Annotated in this window: 15 protein-coding genes; 1 reads left to right on the plus strand and 14 read right to left on the minus strand. The window is 62.3% G+C overall.

Annotation, left to right across the window (positions count from 1 at the left end; genetic code table 11):
* Window positions 1-109 precede the first annotated feature (109 nt).
* From ligA to U5822_RS16220, 4 genes are all read right to left on the minus strand, one after another.
* Window positions 110-2152 (minus strand): NAD-dependent DNA ligase LigA, encoded by a 2043-nt coding sequence (ligA, locus tag U5822_RS16205; RefSeq protein ID WP_322856648.1) that lies wholly within the window; start codon window positions 2150-2152, stop codon window positions 110-112.
* Between the two features lie 73 nt (window positions 2153-2225).
* Window positions 2226-3290, minus strand: coding sequence for a cell division protein ZipA (zipA, locus tag U5822_RS16210; protein ID WP_322856649.1), 1065 nt, complete (start codon window positions 3288-3290; stop codon window positions 2226-2228).
* Between the two features lie 116 nt (window positions 3291-3406).
* Window positions 3407-6907 (minus strand): chromosome segregation protein SMC, encoded by a 3501-nt coding sequence (smc, locus tag U5822_RS16215; RefSeq protein WP_322856650.1) that lies wholly within the window; start codon window positions 6905-6907, stop codon window positions 3407-3409.
* A gap of 1 nt (window position 6908) precedes the next feature.
* On the minus strand, window positions 6909-7592 hold the full coding sequence (locus tag U5822_RS16220; protein WP_322856651.1) for a GntR family transcriptional regulator: 684 nt from the start codon (window positions 7590-7592) through the stop codon (window positions 6909-6911).
* 285 nt (window positions 7593-7877) lie between these two features.
* On the opposite strand from U5822_RS16220, the gene U5822_RS16225 reads away from it, so the two are divergent.
* On the plus strand, window positions 7878-8804 hold the full coding sequence (locus U5822_RS16225; RefSeq protein ID WP_322856652.1) for a GGDEF domain-containing protein: 927 nt from the start codon (window positions 7878-7880) through the stop codon (window positions 8802-8804).
* Window positions 8805-8807: 3 nt separating this feature from the next.
* On the opposite strand, the gene rluB is transcribed toward U5822_RS16225, so the two are convergent.
* The 10 genes from rluB to U5822_RS16275 all read right to left on the minus strand — a co-directional run bounded on the left by rluB (window position 8808) and on the right by U5822_RS16275 (window position 21507).
* Window positions 8808-9764, minus strand: a complete 957-nt coding sequence (gene rluB, locus U5822_RS16230) for a 23S rRNA pseudouridine(2605) synthase RluB (RefSeq protein WP_322856653.1) — start codon at window positions 9762-9764, stop codon at window positions 8808-8810.
* 38 nt (window positions 9765-9802) lie between these two features.
* Window positions 9803-10432 carry an SMC-Scp complex subunit ScpB gene (scpB, locus tag U5822_RS16235; protein WP_322856949.1) on the minus strand — a complete coding sequence of 210 codons (630 nt, stop codon included), beginning with the start codon at window positions 10430-10432 and terminating at the stop codon, window positions 9803-9805.
* A 40-nt stretch (window positions 10433-10472) separates the two neighbouring features.
* A complete protein-coding gene (locus tag U5822_RS16240) occupies window positions 10473-11306 on the minus strand; it encodes a segregation and condensation protein A (RefSeq protein ID WP_425259331.1) in 834 nt (277 codons plus the stop codon).
* A 51-nt stretch (window positions 11307-11357) separates the two neighbouring features.
* On the minus strand, window positions 11358-12572 hold the full coding sequence (locus U5822_RS16245) for a tryptophan--tRNA ligase (protein WP_322856655.1): 1215 nt from the start codon (window positions 12570-12572) through the stop codon (window positions 11358-11360).
* 118 nt (window positions 12573-12690) lie between these two features.
* Complete coding sequence (gene sucD, locus U5822_RS16250) at window positions 12691-13563, minus strand: succinate--CoA ligase subunit alpha (RefSeq protein ID WP_322856656.1); 873 nt, start codon at window positions 13561-13563, stop codon at window positions 12691-12693.
* Window positions 13563-14729, minus strand: a complete 1167-nt coding sequence (gene sucC, locus U5822_RS16255) for an ADP-forming succinate--CoA ligase subunit beta (RefSeq protein ID WP_322856657.1) — start codon at window positions 14727-14729, stop codon at window positions 13563-13565. Before sucC ends, sucD begins: the two co-directional genes overlap by 1 nt.
* Window positions 14730-14927: 198 nt before the next feature.
* Window positions 14928-16370, minus strand: a complete 1443-nt coding sequence (gene lpdA, locus U5822_RS16260) for a dihydrolipoyl dehydrogenase (protein ID WP_322856658.1) — start codon at window positions 16368-16370, stop codon at window positions 14928-14930.
* Window positions 16371-16405: 35 nt separating this feature from the next.
* Window positions 16406-17626, minus strand: a complete 1221-nt coding sequence (odhB, locus tag U5822_RS16265) for a 2-oxoglutarate dehydrogenase complex dihydrolipoyllysine-residue succinyltransferase (RefSeq protein ID WP_322856659.1) — start codon at window positions 17624-17626, stop codon at window positions 16406-16408.
* 25 nt (window positions 17627-17651) lie between these two features.
* On the minus strand, window positions 17652-20489 hold the full coding sequence (locus U5822_RS16270; RefSeq protein ID WP_322856660.1) for a 2-oxoglutarate dehydrogenase E1 component: 2838 nt from the start codon (window positions 20487-20489) through the stop codon (window positions 17652-17654).
* A 313-nt stretch (window positions 20490-20802) separates the two neighbouring features.
* A complete protein-coding gene (locus U5822_RS16275; RefSeq protein WP_322856661.1) occupies window positions 20803-21507 on the minus strand; it encodes a succinate dehydrogenase iron-sulfur subunit in 705 nt (234 codons plus the stop codon).
* Window positions 21508-21512 lie beyond the last annotated feature (5 nt).

Consider the following 21512-nt stretch of genomic DNA (forward strand, 5'->3'; position numbering starts at 1 on the left):
CCGTTACAGAACAACGCCATGGTAGCCAATTTGTGCCACCCGGGATCTGCGCGAGTTCTCAGATTCGCCGGCCAGCGCGCCACTGGCCGATGCGGCGGCCCGGTCCAGGTCAGGCCGACGAGTCCAGGACCCCGTGGTCCCGCAGCAGATCCAGGAACGCCGCTTCGTCCAGCACCGGGATTTCCAGTTTTTCGGCCTTGGCCAGTTTGGACCCGGCCGCTTCCCCGGCCACCACGCAGGCGGTTTTCTTGGACACACTCCCCGCCACTTTTGCACCCAGTCGTTCCAGCTTTTCCTTGGCTTCGTCCCGGGTCAGCTGCGACATGGCGCCGGTGAGCACCCAGGTCTGCCCCTGCAGCGGCGCCTCGCCCTCGACCACCTCTTCCTCCTGCCACACCAGGCCCGCTGCTTTCAGCGCCGCCAGGGTCTCCTGGTTATGGGGCTGTTCGAAGAAGCTGCGGATGTGGCCGGCCACGATGGGGCCGACGTCGGGTACGGTTTGCAGGGTTTCCTCGTCGGCCTCGGCGATGGCCTCCAGGGTGCCAAAATGCGAAGCCAGGGCCTTGGCCGTGGCCTCACCCACTTCACGGATGCCCAGCGCGTACAGGAACCGCCACAGCACCGGGTTGCGCGAGCGATCAATGGCGGCAATCAGGTTGCCGGCGGACTTGTCGCCCATCCGTTCCAGCCCGGTCAGGTCCTGCTTTTTCAGGCGGTAGAGATCGGCCACCGTCTGCACCAGCTCGTGGTTGATCAGGATATCGATCCACTTGTCGCCCAGGCCCTCAATGTCCAGGGCCTTGCGGGAGGCGTAGTGGCGGATGGCCTCCTTGCGCTGGGCCGGGCAGTAGAGCCCCCCTGAACACCGGGCCACCGCCTCGCCCTCGATTTGCACCACGTCGGACTGGCACACCGGGCACTGCGCCGGCAAATGCACTTCCCGGGCATCGGCCGGGCGTTTCTCGACGACCACCTTGACCACCTGGGGAATCACATCGCCGGCACGGCGGATAAACACCGTGTCGCCAATGCGGGCGTCCAGACGGCGGATTTCGTCCATGTTGTGCAGGGTGGCGTTGCTAACGGTCACGCCCCCGACGAACACCGGCTTCAACCGCGCCACCGGGGTCACGGCGCCGGTGCGACCAACCTGGAACTCGACGTCCTCGATGACGGTCAGCTCCTCCTGGGCCGGGAACTTGTGGGCGATGGCCCAGCGCGGCGCCCGGGAGACAAAGCCGAGCCGGTTCTGGAGATCGAGCCGGTTGACCTTGAACACAATGCCGTCGATCTCGTAAGGCAGTGAATCGCGCTTGTCCATCAGTTCCGAATAGGCCGTCAGGCAGTCCTCGACCCCCTGGGCCAGGCGCATCTCCGGATTGACCCGAAAGCCCCAGTCCCGGACCCGCTGCAGGCCTTCCCAGTGGGTGTCGGGCAGCTCCGCCTCGTCGGTCACGGCCACGCTGTACGCACACATTTCCAACGGCCGCTTGGCGGTCACGGTGGATTTTTTCTGGCGCAAGCTGCCCGCTGCCGCATTACGCGGGTTCACAAAGGTCTTTTCGCCCTGGTTGGCCAGCTTCTGGTTCAGTTTCTCGAAGCCGGCCTTGGGCATGTACACCTCCCCTCGGACCTCCACCAACTCAGGAACCTGCTCGCCGCGCAGCTTGAGCGGAATGGAAGGAATGGTTCGGATGTTGGCGGTGATATCCTCGCCGGCGTAACCATCGCCGCGGGTGGCGGCCCGAATCAGCAGCCCGTGCTCGTAGTGCAGGCTGACCGCCAGGCCATCCAGCTTGGGCTCGCAGACGTACTCCACGCCGTCCTCGGTGCCCAGGCGCTCACGCACCCGGCGATCAAAGTCCCGCAGTTCGTCCTCACTGAAAGCGTTGTCCAGCGACAGCATCGGGATGCGATGGACCACTTCGGCAAAACTGGTTTCCACGCTGCTGCCCACACGCCGGGTCGGCGACTCATCCGATGCCAGCTCGGGGAACTCCGATTCAAGCTGCTGCAACTCACGGAACAACCGGTCGTACTCGGCGTCCGGTATACGAGGATCGTCAAGCACGTAGTAACGGTAGTTGTGGTCCTCGATGGCGGACCGCAGGTCGGCAACTCGCTGGATTTGCTCGGGGGAGGCTTGGCTCATAACGTTGTGGGCTCACCTGTCAAAAAAATGCCCGGACGTGTCCGGGCATCGTTGGTCACACTGTGCTGTTGGGCTACACCCGCTGGGACCGTTGCTTGCGGTCGAATTCGCGGATCCTCTGGCGGCAATGCTCGATGGTCTGGGGGGTCATCACACTGCGACGCTCGTCTTTCAGCTCACCGCCCAGGTTACGCACCACGCATTGGGCTGTTTCCAACATGAAATCAAAGGCCTGGAGCGCATTTGTCGGACCGGGCATGCTCATGAAAAAGCTGATGCCGGGCGTGGTCAGAGCGGTCATATCCTCCGGCCTGAAGGTGCCGGGCTCCACCGCGTTGGCGACACTGAACTGCACCGGGCTGGTGGTGTCGGCCGCCTCGTGCCGGTGGTAGATGTCCATATCGCCGAATTCCAGACCGCAGGCCTCGAACAGCTTCTTCAGGGCGACGCCGCTGAACTCCTCCTCGGCCCGCGCCAGGACATTGATGACAATCACTTCGCGGGCCTCGGGGCGGTTGGCCCCGGCCAACGGCTGGCTGCCCTTCTTCGCCACCGGATCCCGGCGGGCGGTGTCTTCCTCGACCTCACTGGTCACCGTCGGCGGTGCGTCCTGCGCATCCCAGGGCTCGGCCTCGTCCGCATCGAAATCAACACCCTCGTCGTCCAGAACATCCTGGGGCTGGCTGGCCGACCGGGGGTCTGCCGCCACTTCCACTGAGCGTTCATCGTCGGTGACGCCCCAGCCGTCGTCCAGCTCAGCGCCGCCCTCATCGCGGGCGGAAAAGCCGGAATCCCAGTCCTGATCGGCGTCGGTGGCCTCGGCAACCGGGGCACTGCGGGCACTGGCCGTGACCGGACGCGTGGGTTTCGGCTTGGGCGTACCGAACCGGTCGGAACGCTCCCGTTTGACATAGCCCCGCTCCTCCAGGGTGTCGCGGGAAATGGTCCGCGCGCCCCCATTGGGCAGTTCCGGGTTGTAATGTTCGTCCAGCGGAGACTCTTCCAGTTCATCGGCGCCCATGCCGGAGGAAATCGCCAGGGATTCCTTGCGCGCCCGACGGACACGGCGAATTCCGTCGATAACTATACCGATGATGACGAGGGTACCGATGGCAATTAACCATTCCCTAAGTGACATAGTCCTGCTGTCCTGTTCGCGGCTCGGGTAACATTGCTACTCTAAGAAAAGCCCGTAATGAATACAACGCACAGCCGGGCCAGATGGCGTTATTGTCATTGTTGACGGATTAATGCTCAGGCTTCCGCCAGAGCGGCCGCCTCCTCGACATCCACCGACACCAGGCGTGAGCACCCCGGCTCATGCATGGTGACGCCCATCAACTGATCCGCCAGCTCCATGGCAATCTTGTTGTGGGTGATGTAAATGAACTGCACCTGCTTGGACATCTCCTTGACCATATTGGCATAGCGGCCCACGTTGGCGTCGTCCAGCGGTGCGTCGACCTCATCGAGCATACAAAACGGCGCCGGATTGAGCTGGAAGATGGAGAACACCAGCGCAATCGCGGTCAGTGCCTTCTCACCGCCGGACAGCAGGTGGATGGTGCTGTTCTTCTTGCCCGGAGGCCGGGCCATGATCGCCACGCCGGTTTCCAGCAGGTCCTCGCCGGTCAGCTCCAGATAGGCGTTGCCGCCACCGAACACCTTGGGGAACAGGGCCTGCAGCCCGCCGTTGACCTGGTCAAAGGTCTCCTTGAAGCGCTGCCGGGTCTCCCGGTCGATCTTGCGGATGGCGTTATCCAGGGTTTCCAGAGCCTCGAGCAGGTCGTCGTTCTGGCTGTCCAGGTAGGTCTTGCGCTCGCTCTGGACCTGGTATTCCTCGATGGCGGCCAGGTTGATGGCGCCCAGGCGCTGGATCCGGTTACCGATTTTCTCCAGCTCCTCTGCCCACTCCTTGTCGTTGGCACCTTCCGGCAGCTGCGCCAGCACTTCCTGCAGCTTCACATCCAGTTCCTGCAACTGCTCGATGTGGTTGCCGGAACGGATTTCCAGGGCCTGGGATTCCATCTTGAGCTTCTCAAGCTGGGACCGGATTTCCTGGATCTTGTGATCGATACCGCTGCGGCCCTGCTCCCTGGCCCGAACCTCGCGATCAATATCTTCCAGGGCGTCCCGTGCCGCCCCGAGCTTCTCTTCCTCGGCCAGTCGCCGGTCCAGCAGGCCCTCCAGCTGCATCTGCAGGTCCTCGATGGGCTCTTCGGCACTCTCCCGTGATTCCCGCAGCACCTCCAGGCGCTCCTCAATCCGCTCTTTCTGCAGCTGCATGCGCTCAATGGTCTGCTTCAGGCCATCGCGCTGACTGTTCAGGGACTGCAGTTGCAACTGGAGCTGGTGAGCGTGATCGCGGTCGTGGCGGGCGTCGTGCCGAAGCCGATCCAGGTTCTCCCGCAAGCTGTCGCGCTGTTCAAGCAGTCGCTCCTTCTCCTCGTCACTGTCCTCGCTGGACGCCAGGGCCTGCTGCCACTCTTCCCGGGCCTGCTGGAGCTGCTCTTCCTGATCCTCGAGGTTGAGCGCCACATCGGAGAGATCCTCCCGGATACGCACGAGCCGGGCATCGATCTGCTCGGCCCGGGCCCGCAGACCGCTGATGCGGGACGACAGGCCGCTGAGTTCGCGTTCAGCGTCACTCAGAGTGGCCTGGGCGTCGTCCCGGGCCGCCTCGGCCCGCTCGGCGCGTTCCTGCAGGTGGTCCAGCCGCTCGCTGGCCGCCTCCAGCGCCTCTTCCGCCTGTGCCAACTGTTCGGTCAGCTCGCTGACCTTTTTCTGGCGTTCGATGACACCGACCTGGCCGGCGTCGGAATCGGGCATCAGTACCCAGTCCCGCGACACCCAGACTCCCTCGGGCGTTATGGCACTCTGGCCCTCGTCCAGACCATCGCGCATGCCCAGTGCATCGGACAGGGTTTCGACCGCCTTGATTCCCACCATCAGCGAGGCCACGGCAGGCAGGCCCGAGACTTTGCTGATCAGATCACCCGGCGCGCCGTCGTGCTGTGAGGCCGCGCCCGAGTTGACCACCGCCACGCCCTTGGGCGCACCGGCCATGGCCTGAGTCACGTCCCCCAGGCCCGGCAGGGCCAGCCCCTGGGTAAACCGGCCAATGACCTGCTCGACCGCGAACTCCCAGCCGGTTTCGATGCTCAGCTGGCTGGCCACCCGTGGCGCCTCGGCCAGACCGTGCTCGGACAGCCAGTTCTGGAGCGCGTTGTCCTGGCCGCCCAACTGTTCGTCGAGCAACGCTTGCTGGGAATCCAGTGAGGCCCGCAGACTCTGCACCCGCTGGCGCTCCTCGGAAACCACCTGCTCGGCCTCACGCTGGTTCTGGCGGGCCTCGTACAGATCATCCTGAATGGCGGCGATGCGCTCGGCCGCTTCCTCGCGCTGCAGCTCCAGGGTTTCCTGTTGCTCCTGCAACTGCTCCAGCTCCGACCGATCCATCTGACCGTCCAGCAGCGCGCGCTCGTCGTCGAGTTTCCGGGACCGGGTGCGCAGCTGCTCAATCGCGTCTTCCAGCGACCGGATACGGGATTGGGACAGTTCCGCCTGTCGGCGGGCGTCCGACGACCGGCTGCTGAAGTCTTCCCACTGCTGCTGCCAGTCACTCATGGCATCTTCAGCCAGCTGCAGTTTCTCACCGGATTCTTCCGAGCGCAGGGCCAGTGCCTCCTGTTCCGGGGCAATCATGTCCAGTTCTTCCTGGATGCCGGCCAGCTTGTCCTCGTCCTGCTCCAGCTCGCGGGCAAGCTCCCGCTGGTTGGCCATGGCCTGATCCAGCTCCGCCGCGGTCTGCCGGCTGCGCTCCCGCTGATGCTCCAGGCTTTGCTCGATCCGGGCGATGTCCGCCCCCGCCTCGTAATACTTGGCCTGGGCCCGGTTGAAGTGCTCGGTCCGGTCCAGATGGTTCTCGCGCAGGGATTCGAGCGAGGTCTCCAGATTGACCCGCTCGGTCAACAGTTTTTCCAGCTCGAGCTCGGTGTCCCGGATCTTGCCACGCCAGGTTTGCAGATCGTTGTCCAGGGACTGCCAGCGCAGCACCGTCAGCTCGGCTTTCTTCTGGCGCTCCTCGGCCTTGTAGGCCTTGTACTTCTCGGCGGCGGCGGCCTGGCGCTCCAGGTGTTGCAGTTGCCGGCCCAGCTCGTCGCGCAAATCGGTCAGGCGCTCCAGGTTTTCCTGAGTCCGGCGAATCCGGTTCTCGGTTTCCCGGCGACGTTCCTTGTACTTGGAGATTCCCGCCGCCTCCTCGATGTAGACCCGCAGCTCCTCGGGCTTGGCCTCGATCAGCCGGGAGATCATGCCCTGCTCGATGATGGCATAGCTGCGCGGTCCCAGGCCGGTGCCGAGGAACAGGTCGGTGATGTCGCGACGGCGACATTTGGAGCCATTCAGGAAGTATTCGGACTGGCCTTCCCGCGACACCCGGCGCCGCACCGAAATCTCGTTGAACGAGACGAACTCGCCAGGCGCGGAGCCGTCGCTGTTGTCGAAGACCAGTTCGATCGAGGCCTGGCCCACGGGCTTGCGGGCACTGGAGCCGTTGAAGATGACGTCGGTCATGGACTCACCGCGCAGGTACTTGGCGGAGCTTTCCCCCATGACCCAGCGCACGGCGTCGATGATGTTGGATTTACCACAGCCGTTCGGCCCCACCACCGCCGTCATGTTGGAGGGAAACGGCACCGTGGTGGGATCCACGAAGGATTTGAAACCGGACAGTTTGATCGACTTCAGGCGCATATCAGGCGCTTGCCTCCTCCCTGAGAATGGTCAGGACCTGCTGGCGCTGGTGTTCGCCAAAGGCCTGGATCACGGCTTGCAGCTTGGCCGCGTCATCATTGACCGCCGCGTCCGCCAACTGCCGAAAGAAGGTGGCGGTGGCATCGATTTCGTCGCGAAAATGCTCCAGGGCGACGAAATAGGTTCGGCTGATCGCCGGCCGGAAATTCTCCAGGGTTTCCTCGAGAAACGGGTTCTCAACGAGCCCATAAGCGTAACGCATCACCCCGAAACCGGCTTCGATGACGCGCTCGGCGGCATCGGGGCTGCGGGTGTTGAGGGCATCAATGACCGTCTGAAGCTCCTGAACCTGCCCCATGACGCCCTCCAGCTCCCGACCGGACCAGCGCTCGAGCACCTTGCGACCGAGCATGCACAGCAAATCGATGTAAATGTCGTACAGGCTGTTCACGCTCTCGGGGGTCAGACTCGACACCACCGCCCCCCGGCGCGGAAAAATCTCGATCAGGTGCCGGCGCTCGAGGATCAGCAGGGCCTCGCGCACGGAACCGCGACTGACATTGAGTTCACCGGCCACCTTCAGTTCCTGGATGCGCTCGCCCGGGGGCAGGTCCCGGATGATGATCCGCTGGCCAAGATGTTGGGCTATTTGTTCGGACAGACTCTCCGGGGCCTGAAACCTCATACAGTAAGTCGCTCACTTCTTCAGACGCGATGGATATAAGCGCAGGAGTTTACCACAGGCGGGCCCCACCCCAATCCCCCACGCTGGCAATTTGACCCCGAGGCACCGGCGTCCCGGCAAGGGACTGCCGTTTTTTTGGCGCGCCCGCGCCGGGCCCGGGCCAAAACCCGGAAATCAGATCAAAAACATCTCATATCTATATGTTTTGGATATTAATTATATTTCAGGCACGGTTCCTGCTAAGGGCAATGTAAACAAAGATCACTACCAGCAGAGTGAGCCGACGTGAAAAACATACCTTCCATCGAGAGATCCACCTCCCAGCCCCGCAAGCTTGCCGCGCTTCGTCAAGCCCAGCAGGACTGGAGCAATTCGTCGGACGTCCTCACCCGGCTGACCCGTCGGCTGTCCACCACCCTGTCCCTGGAAACCCAACTGGGCATCCTGGCGGATGAGCTCAACGACGTGGTGCCCTTCGACTCGCTCCACTACCGGCACCGGATTGCCCGTCAGGACTTCGTGTTTGCGACCGGCTTGGGCGGACAGCATCGGTCCGAGTACCGCCTCAACCTGGAAGGGGTTCACTATGGCACCCTGACCCTGAACCGGCGCCAGCGTTTTTCGGAGGAGGAATTGCAGGGGGTGGAAACCATACTGGGGGCCGCGATCTGCCCGCTGCGCAATGCCTGCCAGTACATGGCCATCGAACAGGCCGCACTGACCGACGCCCTGACCGGCATCCCCAACAAACGGGCACTGGACGACGTACTGCTGCGAGCCAGCCAGCTGTCTGACCGCAAACACGGGGACTTTTCGCTGGTCCTGTGCGACCTGGATCATTTCAAATCGGTCAACGACACCCACGGCCACGTCGTCGGTGACCACCTACTGCAACTGGCCGCGGAATGCCTGGAGCGCTCCCTGCGCACCTCGGACAGCGTCTATCGTTTTGGTGGTGAGGAGTTTGCCGTGCTCCTGCCCCACACCGCGGACGCGGACGCCCGGGATGTGGCCGAGCGGATCCGCAAGGCAGTGGGACAGATCAGGGTGGATTGCGGCGAGGAAACCCTGTCGGTCAGCACCAGCTGCGGGGTGGCCACCCACCTTGCCGGGGAATCTCCCGAACAGTGGTTGGCGCGCGCCGACGACGCGCTCTACCAGGCCAAACGCCAGGGCCGGAACTGCACCCGGGTGTTTGCCGCCATCAGCTGAGGGCTATTTGCGCGGCGGCTTGCGCTTGCCGGCCGCCTTGGCGGGCCGGGAATCGGCAACCTGCCAGCGACTGCCACCACGCTTGGGATTGCGCCCCGGACTTTTGCGACGCTGACGATCCTGGGCCGCCTGCTCATTTGGTGTTTTCTTCGGAATTTCAACGGTGGCCAGATCCACCACCCGGCTCAGGGTGTCGACGGCCTTCTGGTCCAACTCTTCCCACTTGCCCAGGGTCAGTCGGCTGGGCAGGAAGATCGGCCCGTAGCGCACCCGCTTCAGGCGGCTGACCTTGACGCCCTGGGACTCCCACAGGCGCCGGACCTCCCGGTTCCGCCCCTCGAGCAGAGTGACGTGAAACCAGCGGTTCATGCCGCTGCCACCGGCGGGCGTGATGTCCGTAAACTTGGCCAGACCATCGTCCAGCAGCACCCCTTGCATCAGGCGCTCGATCATGGCGTCGTCGACCTCGCCGAAGACCCGCACCGCGTACTCCCGATCAATCTGACGAGACGGATGCATCAGGCGATTGGCGAGCTCCCCATCGGTGGTGAACAACACCAGGCCGGTGGTGTTGATGTCGAGCCGGCCGATGGAGATCCAGCGGTGCTCTTTCAGCCGTGGCAGGCGGTCGAACACGGTGGGCCGGCCTTCCGGGTCTTTGCGGGTGGTGACCTCGCCCTCGGGTTTGTTGTAAATCAGGACCCGGCGTACCACTTCCGCCGCGCCGGAGACGTCCAACCGGCGCCCGTCCAGCTCAAAACGATCGTCCACGGTGGCTTTCTGGCCGGGCGCCACCGGCTGACCGTTGACCGTGAGCCGGCCGGCTTCCATCCAGCCCTCAATTTCCCGTCGCGAGCCCGCGCCCGCCCGGGCCAACAGCTTTTGAATGCGTTCGGGGCCGGCTTCGGTGACCTTGTCACCGGCAGATTTTGCGGCCGCTCTCGGGCGTTCTGAACCCATGAATAAATCCTTTGTGACGGCGTGAAAGCACGCCGGAATCAGTGAAGTGTTTGCTGATCCGATTCGTCCTCGGTGGGCGAATCGAATTCAATTTCAGCCTGCATGTTCTTCTCGATCTCCCGACCGATCTCTTCCAGGTCCCGCACCTCGGACAGGGGCGGCAACTGATCCAGACCGGTGAGATTGAAATAGTCGAGGAACTGCTTAGTGGTCGCGTACATCGCGGGCCGGCCAGGCACGTCGCGGTGGCCCACCACCCGCACCCACTCTCGCTCAAGCAGCGTTCGAACGATATTGCTGCTTACCGTAACACCGCGGATTTCCTCGATCTCGCCGCGGGTGATGGGCTGGCGATAGGCAATCAGGGCCAGGGTTTCCAACAATGCCCGGGAGTAGCGCTGAGGTCGCTCCTCGAATAACCGGCCGACCCAGGGCGCGAACTCTTCCCGGACCTGCAGCCGATAGCCGCTGGCCACCTTTTTCAGCTCAAAGCCGCGCCCCTCACAGGCCGCTTCCAGCAGCACCATGACGTGCTCCATGACCTGTCGGGCCGGGCGCTCCTCTTCTGTGAACAGCTCCCGCAGCTGATCCAGGGACAGGGGCTTGCCAGCGGCCAGCAACGCCGCCTCAACAATGGCCTGGATCCGTAAAAGATGCTCTTCGTTCATAGTGATCAACCGTTTTCCACGTTCGCCGTCGGCGGCGCGATCAGTTGGCCGCCCGGGCCCGGACATGAATCGGCCCCAGCACCTCGGCCTGCACCACCTCGATCAGTTGCTCCTTGACCAGCTCCAGCGTGGCCAGGAACGACACCACCACCCCGAGCTTGCCCTCTTCCGGGGTGAACAGGCTTTCGAAGGTGACAAAGTGGTCGTCCCGGAGCATTGCCAGAATGGACGACATCCGCTCCCGGGTGGACAGGCGCTCCCGCTCCACCTGGTGACTGGTGAACAGGTCGGCGCGCTGCAGCACGCCCTGCAGCGCCAGCAGCATCTCGCGCATATCCACGTCTGGATGGGGCTGGGAGGATGGCAGCTTCGGCAGCGCCGCCGAGGCTTCGAAATTGTCCCGCTCCAGCCGGGGCATCTCATCGATGTCTTCGGCCGCCTGCTTGAATCGCTCGTACTGCTGCAGGCGCCGGATCAGCTCGGCCCGCGGGTCGATCTCTTCGTCATCCTCGGTCTCCTGCCGTGGCAGCAGCATCCGCGACTTGATCTCGGCCAGGGTCGCAGCCATGACCAGGTATTCCGCAGCCAGCTCGAAGCGCATGGCTTCCACCGCCCCGATGTAATCCATGTACTGGCGGGTGATCTCGCTGACGTCAATGTCGAGGATGTTCATGTTCTGCCGGCGGATCAGGTACAGCAGCAGGTCCAGGGGCCCCTCGAAGGCTTCCAGGAACACCGCCAGCGCATCGGGCGGGATGTACAGGTCCTTGGGCAGGTCAACAACCGGCTTGCCGGACACCCGGGCCAACGGGGATGGATCCGCCTCGGCCTGCCCGGCATCTGGCTCTGTCACGCCTGCACTGTCGTCCATCATCGACCTCCCTCAGGAATCACCGCCCGCGCCCGGCTCTGGGCCCGGACCGGTTCAGCGGTAATGCAGACCCATGGCGGCCCGGACTTCCTCCAGGGTATCCCGAGCGGCATCGCGGGCCTGTTCCCGGCCTTCCTGCAGGATGGAATGCACCAGGTCAGGGTTGCCTTCGTACTCGCGAGCCCGCTCATGCAGCGGACGCTGCTCTTCCACGATGGCGTCGATCAGCGGCTTCTTGCAGTCCAGACAGCCAATGCCGGCACTGCGACAGCCGTGCTGGACCCAGTCCTGGGTTTCGCTGTCGGAATAGATCTTGTGCATCTCCCACACCGGGCACTTGTCCGGGTCGCCCGGATCGGTCCGACGCACGCGCTGGGGATCGGTCTGCATGGTGCGGATCTTCTGGGCCACACTGTCCGGCTCTTCCCGCAGGCCGATGTAGTTGTTGTAGGACTTGGACATCTTCTGGCCGTCCAGCCCCGGCATCTTGGATTCGGGCGTCAGCAGCGGCTGGGGTTCCGGCAGGATCACCTTGCCACCGCCCTCGATGTAACCGTACAGACGCTCGCGATCGCCCAGGGAGATGTTCTGCTGCTCTTTCAGCAGGGCCCGGGCGGTTTCCAGGGCATCCAGATCGCCTTCTTCCTGATACCGCTTCTTGAGGGTGCGGTAGAGCTTGGCGTTCTTCTTGCCCATCTTCACGATGGCGCCTTCCGCCTGCTCCTCAAAGCCCGGCTCGCGCCCGTACAGGTGGTTGAAGCGGCGCGCCACTTCCCGGGTAATCTCGACGTGGGAGACCTGATCGGCGCCCACCGGCACCTTACCGGCCCGGTACACCAGGATGTCGGCGCTCTGCAGCAGCGGGTAGCCGAGGAAGCCGTAGGTGGCCAGATCCTTTTCCCGCAGCTTTTCCTGCTGGTCCTTGAAGGTGGGCACCCGTTCGAGCCAGCCCAGTGGGGTGATCATCGACAACAGCAGGTGCAGTTCCGCGTGTTCCGGCACCTGGGACTGGATGAACATGGTCGAGGAGCCGGGATTGACGCCGGCCGCCAGCCAGTCGATGACCATGTCCCAGACGCTCTGCTCGATCCCGGCAGGGTTGTCGTACTCAGTGGTCAGCGCGTGCCAGTCGGCGACGAAGAAGAAGCACTCGTATTCGTGCTGGAGTTTCACCCAGTTTTTCAGCACACCATGGTAATGACCAAGGTGCAGCTTGCCGGTCGGACGCATGCCGGACAAAACCCTTTGCTGGGAATCTACAGAACTCAAAGCACGAACTCCTCATCTTGAATTTAGATCGCCATCATATGTCAGGCGACCCGGCATTATAAATAAAAAACCCCCGCTCTGCAGGGCAGAAACGGGGGTTTCGGGAAAGAAGCCTGACTTACCAGCCAGTTACTTCCTTCAGGGCCTTGCCGATATCGGCCAGGCTGCGCACGGTTTTGACACCGGCGTCGTTCAGGGCGGCGAACTTCTCGTCCGCGGTGCCCTTACCACCAGAGATGATGGCGCCAGCGTGACCCATACGCTTGCCCGGAGGCGCAGTAACACCAGCGATGTAGGACACCACCGGCTTGCTTACGTTCTCCTTGATGAAGGCCGCAGCCTCTTCCTCGGCAGTACCGCCGATCTCACCGATCATGACGATGGCTTCGGTCTGCGGATCGTCCTGCAGCAGCTGCAGGATGTCGATGAAGTTGGAGCCCGGAATCGGGTCACCACCGATGCCGACGCAGGTAGACTGACCGTAACCGAAGTCGGTGGTCTGCTTGACCGCTTCGTAAGTCAGGGTACCAGAGCGGGATACGATACCCACCTTGCCCGGCTTGTGGATGTTGCCCGGCATGATGCCGATCTTGCTCTCACCCGGGGTGATCACACCCGGGCAGTTCGGGCCGATCATCCGCACGCCTTTGCGATCGACGTACTCTTTCGCGTACAGCATGTCGATGGTCGGGATGCCTTCGGTGATGCACACGATCAGCTGGATACCAGCGTCCGCGGCTTCGATGATGGCGTCCTTACAGAACGGGGCCGGTACGTAGATCACGGTGGCTTCGGCACCGGTCTTTTCTACGGCTTCACGCACGGTGTTGAACACCGGCAGACCCAGGTGCTCAGTGCCGCCCTTACCCGGGCTTACACCACCAACCATCTTGGTGCCGTACTCAATCGCCTGCTCGGAGTGGAGGGTACCCTGAGCGCCGGTAAAGCCCTGGCAGATAACCTTGGTGTCTTTGTTGATCAGGATGCTCATTATTTACCCCCTGCGGCTTTAACGACTTGCTCTGCGGCATCCGCCAGGCTGGTGGCGGCGATGATGTTCAGGCCACTGTCGGCGAGTACCTGGGTGCCCTTCTCGGCGTTGTTACCTTCGAGGCGAACCACGACCGGCACCTTGACGCCGACTTCTTTCACTGCACCGATGATGCCGTCGGCGATCATGTCGCAACGCACGATGCCGCCGAAGATGTTGACCAGAACCGCGTTAACGCTGTCGTCAGACAGGATGATCTTGAACGCTTCGGATACGCGCTCTTTGGTCGCGCCGCCGCCTACGTCCAGGAAGTTGGCCGGCTGGCCGCCGGACAGCTTGATGATGTCCATGGTGCCCATGGCCAGGCCTGCACCGTTAACCATGCAGCCGATGTTGCCTTCCAGCGCCACGTAGTTCAGCTCCCACTTGGCCGCTTCGGCTTCACGGGAATCTTCCTGGGAAGGATCGTGCATCTCGTGAATTTTCTTCTGGCGATACAGGGCGTTACCGTCGACGCCTACTTTCGCGTCCAGGCAGTGCAGGTCGCCAGCCGGAGTGATCACCAGCGGGTTGATTTCCACCAGCGCCAGGTCGTTCTCTTCGAACAGTTTGGCCAGACCTACGAAGATCTTGGTGAACTGACCGATCTGCTTGCCTTCGAGGCCCAGCTTGAACGCCAGCTCACGGCCCTGGTACGGCTGCGCGCCGACCAGCGGATCGATCTCGGCCTTCAGGATCTTCTCGGGGGTCTCTTCGGCCACCTTCTCGATCTCAACACCGCCTTCGGTGGAAGCCATGAACACGATCCGGCGGGTACCACGGTCAACAACCGCGCCCAGGTACAGCTCCTGATCGATGTCGGTCAGGGATTCAACCAGGATCTTGCTTACCGGCTGGCCATTCTCATCGGTCTGGTAAGTTACCAGGTTCTTGCCCAGCCAATGCTCGGCGAACTCGCGGATCTCGTCTTTGCTCTTGACCAGCTTTACGCCGCCGGCCTTACCACGGCCACCTGCGTGAACCTGGGCCTTAACCACCCAGCCGTCGCCGCCAATTTCATCGGCAGCTGCCACTGCTTCCTTGGGTGTATCGCAGGCGATGCCTTTGGATACGGGCAGGCCATACTCAGCGAACAGCTGCTTGCCCTGATATTCGTGCAAATTCATAGTTAATGTCCCGCTTTTTGATGGAGGATAACCACGTACGGAAAAGAACCCGCGCAAGCCCCCGGCCATGGGGGGCTGCTGTTGCGAATTCGGCTTGGCGGGCCGGGGATCACCTCAGCCCGCGCTGAGCGCAACGGGAAGCCAGCCGTTTTATGGCAGTGAGGCGCCGTCATTGGCGCCTCTGCTTCCGGGATTGCGTTACTTCTTTTTCCGGCGATTGGCGACGTGAATCGCACCGCCGGCGACGGCCAGGGCCGCCTCGTGCACGGACTCGGACAGAGTCGGGTGCGCGAAGCAGGTCAGGGCCAGGTCTTCGGCACTGGAGCCGAATTCCATGGCAATGACGCCCTGGGCGACGATTTCTGAGGCCTGGGGACCAACCACGTGGAAACCAAGGATCCGGTCGGTCTTGGCGTCTGCGATGATCTTGACCAGCCCGGATGCCGCGTTGGCGGCCATGGCGCGACCGTTAGCGGCGAACGGGAAGGTACCGACGTTGTAGTCTTCACCTTCGGCCTTCAGCTCTTCCTCGGTCTTACCAACCCACGCCACTTCCGGCGCGGTATAGATCACGTTCGGAATGCAGTCGTAGTTGACCTGCGGCTTGTGGCCGGCAATGCGCTCGGCGACCATGACGCCCTCTTCCGAGGCCTTGTGCGCCAGCATCGGACCACGAACCACGTCACCGATGGCCCATACGCCGGGCGCTTCGGTCTTGCAGTTGTCGTCGACGAAGATGAAACCACGCTCGTCCATCTGCACGCCAGCGTCTTCTGCCAGCAGGTTGTCGGTGTAAGGGCGACGACCCACAGCCACGATCAGCTTGTCGAACTTGGCTTCGTGCTTGCCCTTGGAGTCTTCATAGGTGACGTTGACCAGCTTGCGCTTGACTTCAGCGCCGGTCATACGCGCGCCCATGACGATGTTCAGGCCCTGCTTCTCGAATTGCTTCTTGGCATCCTTGGCCACCTGCTGGTCCACGGCCGGAAGGAAGGTGTCCTGGGCTTCCAGAACGGTCACTTCCGAGCCCAGACGGGCCCAGACGCTGCCCAGCTCCAGGCCGATGACGCCGGCGCCGATGACGCCCAGACGCTTGGGCACTTCGGAGAATTCCAGGGCGCCTTCGGAGTCGACGATGTACTCGCCGTCGAACGGTGCCGGCGGAATCTGGATCGGCTTGGAACCGGAGGCCAGGATGACGTTCTCTGCCTCGTAGGTCTTGGCGTTGCCGTCTTTGTCGGTAACCTCAACCTTGCGGTTGGCCAGCAGCTTGCCGTGGCCGTGGATGGAGGTCACGCCGTTGGCCTTGAACAGCCCGGCGATACCACCGGTCAGCTGCTTCACGATGCCACCCTTGCGCTCCATCATCTTGCCGATGTCCATTTTGACATCCTTGGCCACGATGCCCTGGGCTTCGTAATCGTGGGTTGCTTCCTCGTACTTGTGAGAGATTTCCAGCAACGCCTTGGACGGAATACAGCCTACGTTCAGGCAGGTACCGCCCAGTACCTGGCTCTTTCCGTCGGTGCCAGTCCAGGACTCGACACATGCGGTCTTGAGGCCCAACTGAGCGGCCTTGATGGCGGCAACGTAGCCACCCGGACCCGCACCAATGACAATTACGTCGTACTTATCAGACATATTTGATCCCGTTTTCTGATTCGTTAAGTGTCGGCTTACACGTCCAGCAGAATACGCGCCGGGTCCTCGAGCATTTCCTTAATGGCCACCAGGAACTGCACCGCTTCCTTGCCATCGATCATGCGGTGATCGTAGGACAGCGCCAGGTACATCATCGGCAGGATTTCCACCTTGCCGTTGACCGCCATCGGACGCTCCTGGATCTTGTGCATGCCCAGAATCGCCGTCTGCGGCGGGTTCAGGATCGGCGTGGAAATCAGTGAGCCGAAAATACCGCCGTTGGTGATGGTAAAGGTACCACCGGTCATTTCCTCGATGCCCAGCTTACCTTCTTTGGCCTTGGTGCCGTATTCGACGATTTTCTTTTCGATGTCGGCCAGGCCCATGGCGTCGGAATCGCGCAGAACCGGAACCACCAGACCACGGTCGGTGGAGACGGCAACGCCGATGTCCTGGTAGCCGTGGTAGACCATGTCGTTGCCATCAATGGAGGCGTTGACGGCCGGGAAACGCTTCAGGGCCTCGGTCGCGGCCTTGGTGAAGAACGACATGAAGCCCAGCTTGATGCCGTGACGCTTCTCGAAGCTGTCCTTGTATTGCTTGCGCAGCTCCATGATCGGAGCCATGTTCACCTCGTTGAAGGTGGTCAGCATGGCGGCGGTCTGCTGGGCGTCCACCAGACGCTTGGCAATGCTGGCGCGCAGGCGGGTCATCGGTACCCGCTTCTCCGGACGCTCGCCCGGGGCCACATTGACTTCCGGCATGCCGGCGGCCGGCTTGGCCGCTGCACCAGCAGCCGGCTTGTTGTCGATGGCGTTCTGCACGTCTTCCTTGGTCACGCGGCCATCTTTGCCGGTGCCCTTGACGGAATTCGGATCGATGCTGTTCTCTTCGGCCAGCTTGCGGGCGGCCGGGCTCAGGATGGCATCGCCAGAAGCCGCGGCTTCTTCTTTCGGGGCTTCTTCCTGTTTCGGCGCGTCGGCGCTCTTGTTACCGGCCGGCTTGGACTCACCTGCCGCGCCTTCCTTGAACTTGCCAATCACTTCGCCGCTTTCCACGGTATCGCCCTCACCCTTGAGGACTTCCTCGATGACACCGTCGGCCGGGGCAACCACTTCCAGGACGACCTTGTCGGTTTCGATATCGACAATCAGTTCGTCGCGTGAACAGGCTTCGCCCGGCTGCTTGTGCCAGGTCGCAACGGTACCCTCTGCGACCGACTCCGGGAAAACGGGGGCTTTAATCTCAGTTGACATTACGGATCCTTAGTTCGGTAGCTCGTCAGATTTCAAACGCGTCGTTTACCAGCTTTTTCTGCTCTTCGATGTGCACGGACATGTGCCCACAAGCTGGCGCCGCCGAGGCCTCGCGACCGGCGTACTGGAGGTACAGCTTGGGGTTCAGCCGCTGCAGGGCATTTCTCATGTGATGCTGGCTCGGGTACCAGGCACCTTGGTTCATCGGCTCTTCCTGACACCAAACCACGTTCTTCAGCTTAGTGTATTGAGCCAACAACGCATCCAGGTCGTCTGCCGGGAACGGATACAGCTGCTCGATGCGCAGAATCGCCACATCGTCGCGCTCGTCCGCCTTCTTCTTTTCCAGCAGGTCGAAGTAGACCTTGCCGCTGCACATGATCAGTCGGGTCACCTTCTTCGGATCGGACGGCTCCTTCTCGGGCAGCACGGTCTGGAAGGTGCCGGAAGTCAGATCGTCCAGATCGGACGTGGCTTCCTTGTGGCGCAGCAGGCTCTTCGGTGTGATGGCGACCAGCGGCTTACGCAGCGGACGCTTCACCTGACGGCGCAGCATGTGAAACACCTGGGACGGCGTGGTGGGCACGCAGACCTGGATGTTGTGCTCGGCACACAGCTGGAGGAACCGCTCCAGACGCGCAGAGCTGTGCTCAGGGCCCTGACCCTCGTAGCCGTGCGGCAACAGCAGGGTCAGACCACACAGGCGGCCCCACTTGTGCTCGCCGCTGGTGAGGAACTGGTCGATCACCACCTGGGCGCCGTTGGCGAAGTCGCCAAACTGCGCTTCCCAGACGATCAGGCCGTTGGGGGCGGTGGTGGCGTAGCCGTATTCGAACGCCATGACCGCTTCTTCGGACAGCAGCGAGTCGTAGATTTCGAACTTGGGCTGGTCGTCGGACAGCTGTTCCAGCGCGATGTGGGTGGAACCGTCCTTCTGGTTGTGCAGCACCGCATGGCGGTGGGAGAAGGTGCCGCGGCCGACGTCCTGGCCGGTGATCCGGATCGGATGGCCTTCATCCAGCAGGGTGGCGTAGGCCATGACCTCACCGTAGCCCCAGTTGATGGGCAGCGCGCCAGCGGTCATTTTCTCGCGGTCGCTGACGATCTTGGACACCTGGCGCTGAACGCTGAAGCCCTCGGGCACCGAGGTCAGCTTCTTGCCCAGCTTCTGGATGGTCTTCAGGGCGACGCTGGACTTACACTTGGCGGTCCACTCGTGGCCCAGGAAAGGCGTCCAGTCGACGTACAGCTCTTTGTTCGGTTCCTTGACCAGGGATTTGACCACGTGCTCGCCGTCGTCCAACGCGTCACGGTAGTCGTTCTCCATCTGCTTGGCTTCGTCCTCGGTGATGACACCGTCGGCGACCAGCTTTTCAGCGTACAGATTGCGCGTGGTCTTCAGCTTGCGAATCTTCTCGTACATCTTGGGCTGGGTAGCCGCCGGCTCATCGGCCTCGTTGTGGCCGCGACGACGGTAGCAGACCAGGTCAATGACCACGTCGTTCTTGAACTCGTTGCGGTAATCCATCGCCATCTGGGTGGCGAACATGACCGCTTCGGGGTCGTCGGCGTTCACGTGCAGGATCGGCGCCTGCACCATCTTGGCGACGTCGGTGCAGTACTCGGTCGACCGTGCGTCTTCCTGCTTGCTGGTGGTGAAGCCAACCTGGTTGTTGATGACGATGTGGATGGTACCACCAACGCCATAGCCCCGGGTCTGGGACATCTGGAAGGTTTCCATCACCACGCCCTGGCCGGCAAAGGCGGCATCACCGTGCATGATGATCGGCACGACCTGGGTACCGTCGTTGTCGTCCCGGCGGGTCTGGCGGGCACGCACCGAGCCCTCAACCACCGGCGACACGATCTCGAGGTGCGACGGGTTAAAGGCCATGGCCAGGTGCACTTCGCCGCCCGGCGTCATCACGTTGGACGAGAAGCCCTGGTGGTATTTCACGTCACCGGAGCCGGAATCGGCCAGCTTCTTGCCCTCGAACTCGTCGAACAGCTCTTTCGGGTTCTTGCCCAGGGTGTTGACCAGCACGTTCAGACGGCCGCGGTGGGCCATGCCCAGAACGATTTCCTTCGCGCCGTAACCACCGGCCCGCTGGATCAGTTCATCCAGGCAGGGAATCAGGCTTTCACCGCCTTCCAGGCCGAAGCGCTTGACGCCCGGGTACCGGGAGCCCAGGTACTTCTCCAGGCCTTCGGCGGCGGTCAGCCGTTCGAGCAGGTGCTTGCGGGTTTTGGTTTCGTAGTCCGGCCGTGAGCGGACCGGCTCCATGCGCTGCTGGAACCAGCGCTTGATGCGGGTGTCGACCACGTGCATGTATTCGGCACCAATGCTTTCACAGTAGGTGCGACGCAGGCCGTCGACAATGTCTCCGAGCTTCATGGTCTCGGAGCCGAAATTCAGTGAACCGGTCTGGAACTCAAGATCGCTGTCGGTGTCAGAGAGCTCGTGAAAAGACAGGTCCAGGTCTTCTACCTTGGGACGGTCCCAAACACCCAGGGGGTCGAGTTTGGCTTCCTGGTGGCCGCGAAAACGGTAGGCATTGATCAGCTGGAGAACACGAATCTGCTTTTTGTCCGCGTCTGAGGTTGCGCTGGCTGGGACGCCACCGCTGGCCAAAAAGCGCTGATTGCGGGAGATGTGTTCGAACTGTTCGCGGATGGAGGAGTGGACAACGTCACGGCCGTGGTGACCATCGATACTGGGAAGCTTGTCGAAGTAGCTTCGCCACTCTTCGGGAACGGCGTTGGGGTCTGTCAGGTAGGTTTCAAAAAGCTGTTCAACATAGGCGAGATTTCCACCCTGCAAGTGGGAAGTCTGCCATAACTGCTCCATGATGCTTTCGTGCATTTTGAATAGCTCACCTTGGGCTGGTGCGGGGAGCCCGATATGGTCGGCCAGGGGTAAGACTCAGTCAATACGGGTTTTTACGGGATCGACTTTGGCCACCAGACCGAGCGTGGATGTTTTCCATTCCCCGGTGGTTTTTGTACTCTGCAAAAACGTGCGACAACCTTTTAAGCTCCCGCCACGGCTTGCGTAGTGTGCACCCGGCTAAGACTTTTGACTATAAGCCTTTGGTTGAAGGCCCTGCGTCGTTGCAGGGCCTTCGGGGTGCCTAACCTTGGTCAGAACAGTATAGCGTCTACCGCAGAACCTGCTGTCAGGTTGCCCGCTGGAGCAGCAGGTTACGGATGTGGCCGATTGCCCTTGTGGGGTTCAGGCCTTTCGGGCAGACGCTAACGCAGTTCATGATGCCCCGGCAGCGGAATACGCTGAACGGGTCATCGAGGTTGGCCAGACGCTCGGCCTGGGCGGTATCGCGGCTGTCCGCCAGGAAGCGGTAAGCCTGGAGCAGGCCGGCCGGCCCGATGAACTTGTCCGGGTTCCACCAGAACGACGGACAGGAGGTGGAGCAGCAGGCACAGAGAATACACTCGTACAGGCCGTCCAGCTTCTCCCGATCCTCGGGCGACTGCAGTCGCTCGATCGCCGGCGCAGGGTTGTCGTTCACCAGGTACGGCATGACCTTCTCGTACTGCTTGTAGAACAGGCTCATGTCGACCACCAGGTCACGAATGACCGGCAAACCCGGCAGCGGACGCAGGACCAGCTTGTTGTTCTTCACAACCTGGGACACCGGCGTGATGCACGCGAGGCCGTTCTTGCCGTTCATGTTCATGCCGTCGGAGCCACAAACGCCCTCGCGGCAGGAACGGCGGTACGCCATGGAAGGGTCGCGCTCCTTGATCAGGTTCAACACATCCAGGACCATCAGGTCCTTGCCTTCCGGAAGCTCAAGTTCCACGTCCTGCATGTAGGGCGCGTTGTCCGCTTCAGGGTTGTAACGATAAAGGCTTACTAACATTTTCA

The organism is Marinobacter qingdaonensis, from assembly GCF_034555935.1.
In the GTDB taxonomy this organism is placed as follows: Bacteria; Pseudomonadota; Gammaproteobacteria; order Pseudomonadales; family Oleiphilaceae; genus Marinobacter; species Marinobacter qingdaonensis.